We start from the raw sequence: 5215 nt of genomic DNA on the forward strand, positions 1-5215 counted from the left end.
TTCATGTCTACAAGATCGGACTTGGAATAAAAAATTGCATATTTGGCCGTTATGGTGCTTTTTTGGTTGGAATCGTCGTAAAAAACCACATGGACCCCTTTGGGAAATTCCTGAAACGGAAAGGTTTGATTGGTATAATCTTCATATAAAGGTCCGCTTACCACTGCTTTTAATTTAGTGGAATCGGTATATTTTAGCACAAAATCTTCAGCAACGCCAACGGGCATCTTATTCTGTGCGGTCATTTTTTGCACTTCCTTTAAATTACCTTCACATGAAAAAAACATTGTCACAGCAATAACTGTGACAATGTTCAATAATCTATATTTTAACTTTTGTTGCATCTTATAAGCTAGGAACTTTTACACTTCCACCAACCCAACAGCTAAACTGGATTGTTTTTCCGGCCATACCAGAGCTAAAGATATCTTGCTTGCTTGGTGCCCTACCTTCGTAACTTGCGGCAGTTTGAGCGGCTTTGCTACTTAACGATGGGTCTACCTGGCCTGCTTTCCTGGCAACTTGCGCTGCTTTCCAGTAAATGGCCCTCTTCTCAAAAGAAGTACTACCACAATCGTTGGCGCTATTTGCATATAGCCCGGCCAAGATTAAGTAAGGCGTACCATTTGCAGGGTTTAACTGCAACGCCTCGTTACAATATTGTCTAGCAGTAGACTTTTGCCCTTTTTTGGCTGCTTTATTAGCAATGTTCGTGAGTTTTTTTGATTTCTTGATAGGGTCTGTTTCCAAATCTACAGACTGCTTGTAAAACTCCAATGCTTTTGAACTATTTCCTTGTTCTTCATACAAAGAACCCAAATAGTATTTTGAACTTGCCGATGGCTCTATTTTATCAAGCGCTTCTACTAGTTTTACGAAAAGTGGATCGCCTGTACAGTCTTTTGAATCCATTCTTCCTGCGGCGCTCTTTAACCAATTGGCATCGGTTTTGTGGGCTTCGAAATTCTTTTGGTACAGAGGGATTAAGTTATCGCAATCTGCCAATTTACCTAGCTTGGCATCGATACTACCACTTATTTTTTCGTAGTTTTCACCATTTTTCCTTGCGGCATCAAGCACTTTTTTCTCCTTACTTGTCAAGGTACCCGCGTCTTCTTTTTCTACGTATTTTACAATAGTTTCACCAAGTTCTTGGTTTTCCTCTGCAATTTTACCTGTTACGGCGTCGTAGGTATCAAATACTTCCTGAAGGTCTTTTTTCCCGGCGGCATTCATGTCTACCAATGTAGAGAAGTACAGGTATAATGCCTTAGGATTTTTAAATTCTTCTGGATTGTTTTTAAATGCTTTGTCCAAAAGGTCGTATATCTCTTGATCTGTACCTATTTTGTTATCATATTTTAACAAGGCAAGATCTATCAAGCTACCTGTTTCGGTATATCTTTTAGGAAAGTTTTTATATGATGTTGCATACAGATCTTCCAACATGGCGATGTATGTATCTTTGTTTGCCGGATCTTTTTCCAGCTTATCTTTCAAGATTCGCTCTCCGTACAAATATGTTGCATAGTGCAGTGTTGGACAATTTTCGTATACCATTTTCCATGGTTCGTAAGCGGCATCGTAATTCTTTACTTTCGCGTGTTCTGCAAAAATCGATAGGTTTTGTGGACATTCCGGGTTTTGAGCCTGCCCGAAAGTAGCAAAAGCAACCCCTAGAACACCAACCAGTATTGAAATCTTCTTTCTCATTTATTTAATTTTATAGGTTAACGTATTATTTTTTTTATTTTTTATCTTATGTAATTTGGTCTAAACCATCTGTCGTTTAACGACAAACTTATAAAAACATTAAAATAGTTTTCTTCCACGCGACCTAAATAAGTGCTTCCTTTTTTCCCAAACTCAACACCTACATTGGCATTGGAGAAACCATTCATTGGCAAACCTAATCCAAAAGACATGCCAAAGTCGTGCACGGGGACATTATTTACCAATAAGCCAGTTTTTTCATTTCTAACACCAATCCTATAAGTTATTCTTTTCCAGTAACTTGTAAAAGAATCGTAATCGGGCGTCCAAAATGCTCCGGCGGAGAATCTTTCTCCATCTTCATAGGCACCGTTAACAGGGTTTACAAAATCGTTTTTAAACTCGCTACTGTTTATATATTCAAATTCACCACCTATAAACCAAGTGTATTTTTTACCCACTCCTAAACCAACGGTATACGACTCGGGTAAATGCAAATACGTGGAATTAAGTCCATACTTTGCTAAATCGACTTCATAAAACCCATTTACACTAGCAGGAACAGTGGTTACTATTCTTGAATTACTTGAAGTAATTTTTGTGGCTGGGGTATAACCTATTAAAGACTTTAAGCTTAAAGCATCTGTTAATTCTGCGTCGTAATTTAAGGAAAAATTAAAATCAAATCCACTATATTCCGATTCATTTCTAATTCTGCTTCCATATTGTATGCCTTCATATTGATAAACGGCGGTATTTGTAACCTTTCCAAAGTTAAAATTTGCCTTGGCCCCGATACTGAAATTTTTCAAAAAGTTATATCCAAAAGCCAAATGTGCCTTGTTAAGGCCTCCTTCTCCATCGTAGAGGCTAGATTTGGCAGGCGATGCCGTTTCGTCTATAGATTGCACTTTATAACCTACGGAAGTATATGGTATTAGCCCAAAGCTCATCCCCATATTGTTCCCCAGCGGAATACCCAGCACCAAATAATCAAAAGTTACATCGGATGCACTTTCACTGGCATCTACAGTTTTTAGGCTCGACGAGTTGTAACTTCCGGCAACCGAGAAAGTGGTTAAGCGCAATTTTCCCAAAGATGCGGGGTTCATTACGTTTAAATGGATACTATCAGTATAAACACTAATCCCTCCCATTGACCGGTTTTCTGCCGTCCCTTTAAAACGTTGATCGCCGGTTCCGTAAAAAGAATAAGGGGACACACTTCCTTCCTGTGCAAAACTGTAACTACAAATAAACAATACAGCTACAATAAAAATCTGTTTAATCATTAGTGTTTGTTGAGTTCTAAAATATAATTAATTCCCTCTAAGAGGAAATTCGGATGGGCAAATATGCTACTTTTTAATCTTTTAGACAAAAAATGACTATCTCCACCTGTTAAAATAACTGTTAAATCTTTAAATCTTTCTTGATATTGTAGGATTGTAGCTTCAATTTCGTTAACAGAACCATTCACTGCGCCAGAAATCATACAGCCTTTAGTGGAGTTTCCTATAAAATCGATAAACTCTAATGAGTCTATAAGTGGTAAATTGGCCGTAAAAGTATGCATTGCCTTTAATCTCATATGCAACCCGGGGGCAATGGCACCGCCGTGGTACACTCCTTTTTTATCAATAAAATCGTAGGTAATACAGCTTCCGGCATCTATAACAAGGCAGTTTTCGCCTTTGTATTTGTAATAAGCGGCCGCTATGAGCGCTATCCTGTCCATTCCTAAGGTATTGGGCGTGGCATATGCATTTTTAAACGGTACTTTGGTGTTGGCACCTAGCACCGATACCGGAGCAAATACCGACAATGCCTTTGTTTGTAAATGCGACAGTTTCCCTACGGAAGAAACCATTATTTGCTTTACGGAAGGGTAACTTTGGAACAGTTTTGAAATTTTATTTATAAAAGTTCCTTCTGATGATTTTTCCACCACCAGCAACCTATCTTCTTTGAAAACAGCTATTTTGACAAACGAGTTCCCTACATCGATTATTAAATTCATTGTTAAATTTTAAAGTTGTAAATTTACGAAACCGATTTTTTTAAAAATTGTTTTGCAAATATTAAATTTGCATCTATATTTGCACCCGCAATCAAGCAACTGAGCATTTCTGCTTATCCCGACAGCTATTGGAAGGTAAAGCAAAAGAAACAAAAGTTTTAGGTTGCGATTTGATATTGACTGGTGCCTTAGCTCAGTTGGTAGAGCAAAGGACTGAAAATCCTTGTGTCCCTGGTTCGATTCCTGGAGGCACCACCATAAAGATCCGTAAACACCTAAAAACAAAGGTTTTACGGATTTTTTATTTGAATTGGTGGCAAATAAGGTGGCAAATAAGAAAAATTATAACCTCATTTAGTCAATCCCCAACTTATCTTTTATTTGAAATTCATAAAGATTAATTAAGTCCATATAACTTATTTCTCCCAATTCCAATGCCTTGTGTTTTCTGTAATTCCAATAAAGGTTAAATATACCCGGAGATAAATGGACATCTATAATATGTTTCTTCCCTTCAAAAGAATGCCGAATGTCTTCAACATAAAAATAATCTCTCCCCATTTTAGCCTTTAAGAACGGGATAGTTATATTTTCACCTACTCTTGGTAGGCATTCCATCTTTTTACATTTAAAACAGGCACTCTTTTTATTACTATTTAACCAAAAGAATATTTCTAATTTCCCGAATTGAAATTCAAAACCACTCTCGTAGTCATATAGATATTCGTACATTTCCTCTATTTGTTTTCGAACATGATAGCTTTTCAATCCAGTTTCAGCTTCAATTTCCTTTAATGTCGGGATACTCAAATTATCATCATTGTAAAAATCCTTGCTTAAAAGAAAACTCAAAAGCTTTTGGTATCTGGGATTATCATCAAATGCAATGGACACTTGTTCAGGTATCGCTAAAAGGTCTAATAATGTTCTTTTTATTGAAATTTTATCTTCCATGTTAATGCAGCTTTTTGATTTCTTTGAAATTAGCAAAATTAAAAATCCCACTAAAGCCAAAAAAAAGAAAAAATAAAAGGAAGGGGAAATAAAAACTCTGGCGCAACAGTCCATGAATATCGGAGAAACATTCATGTCTTTTTTCTGGTAATTCTACAGTACTTCTTTTTAGAGAGGCGACAAAATAGCTATACCTTTAAATGACCTCTCCGGATCAGGATGATAAACAGATGCACGAGAGATTGTGCCTTGAATTCCTTTTTCAGTTTTTGAAGCTCCTTTTCAACAGTGCTCAAACTATTTGGTACAATCTCCCTACGTTTCAAATATGCTGATACTTCCGGCTGTGTATACCCATCAGCCATTTTCTTCACAATCAATTTCTGTACTCTGGTCATTTTATTGATCTAACTTCAAACTTTCATTTCTACCTATATAAATATGAAGTATTTTTAGAAATATCTCATAAAATTTTAATATTTCTTCTTTTAAATATGCATTATAGTATTATATATAATACTATAATTA

The 5215-nt window shown here is 36.3% G+C and carries 5 protein-coding genes, 1 tRNA gene and 1 pseudogene; 1 reads left to right on the forward strand and 6 read right to left on the reverse strand.

All coding sequences use genetic code 11. From position 1 onward, the window contains the following. The 4 genes and pseudogenes from UXI14_RS17865 to UXI14_RS17880 form a co-directional block, all read right to left on the reverse strand. Positions 1 to 245 (reverse strand): annotated as a pseudogene (locus UXI14_RS17865) (LPS export ABC transporter periplasmic protein LptC); the annotation flags it as partial. Between the two features lie 100 nt (positions 246 to 345). Then, positions 346 to 1713: a hypothetical protein gene (locus UXI14_RS17870; RefSeq protein WP_277901258.1), complete on the reverse strand. Its 1368-nt coding sequence runs from the start codon at positions 1711 to 1713 to the stop codon at positions 346 to 348. Between the two features lie 41 nt (positions 1714 to 1754). Then, entirely contained in the window at positions 1755 to 3005 is a 1251-nt protein-coding gene (locus UXI14_RS17875; RefSeq protein WP_335967333.1) for a hypothetical protein, read from the reverse strand. After that, positions 3005 to 3733, reverse strand: coding sequence for a type III pantothenate kinase (locus UXI14_RS17880; protein WP_335967334.1), 729 nt, complete (start codon positions 3731 to 3733; stop codon positions 3005 to 3007). The genes UXI14_RS17875 and UXI14_RS17880 overlap by 1 nt, the downstream gene beginning before the upstream one ends. Positions 3734 to 3915: 182 nt before the next feature. On the opposite strand from UXI14_RS17880, the gene UXI14_RS17885 reads away from it, so the two are divergent. Then, a tRNA-Phe gene (locus UXI14_RS17885) sits at positions 3916 to 3991 on the forward strand. A gap of 96 nt (positions 3992 to 4087) precedes the next feature. Here the strand turns inward: UXI14_RS17885 and UXI14_RS17890 are convergent. After that, positions 4088 to 4687 (reverse strand): hypothetical protein, encoded by a 600-nt coding sequence (locus UXI14_RS17890; RefSeq protein WP_335967335.1) that lies wholly within the window; start codon positions 4685 to 4687, stop codon positions 4088 to 4090. A gap of 188 nt (positions 4688 to 4875) precedes the next feature. Beyond that, entirely contained in the window at positions 4876 to 5085 is a 210-nt protein-coding gene (locus tag UXI14_RS17895; RefSeq protein ID WP_335967336.1) for a hypothetical protein, read from the reverse strand. Between the last annotated feature and the right edge of the window lie 130 nt (positions 5086 to 5215).

The organism is Galbibacter sp. PAP.153, from assembly GCF_037029175.1.
Lineage (GTDB): Bacteria > Bacteroidota > Bacteroidia > Flavobacteriales > Flavobacteriaceae > Galbibacter > Galbibacter pacificus.

Coding starts and splice junctions, on each gene's coding strand:
- UXI14_RS17870 (WP_277901258.1), bottom strand. CDS start 1,713: ATGAGAAAGAAGATTTCAATACTGGTTGGTGTTCTAGGGGTTGCTTTT.
- UXI14_RS17875 (WP_335967333.1), bottom strand. CDS start 3,005: ATGATTAAACAGATTTTTATTGTAGCTGTATTGTTTATTTGTAGTTAC.
- UXI14_RS17880 (WP_335967334.1), bottom strand. CDS start 3,733: ATGAATTTAATAATCGATGTAGGGAACTCGTTTGTCAAAATAGCTGTT.
- UXI14_RS17890 (WP_335967335.1), bottom strand. CDS start 4,687: ATGGAAGATAAAATTTCAATAAAAAGAACATTATTAGACCTTTTAGCG.
- UXI14_RS17895 (WP_335967336.1), bottom strand. CDS start 5,085: ATGACCAGAGTACAGAAATTGATTGTGAAGAAAATGGCTGATGGGTAT.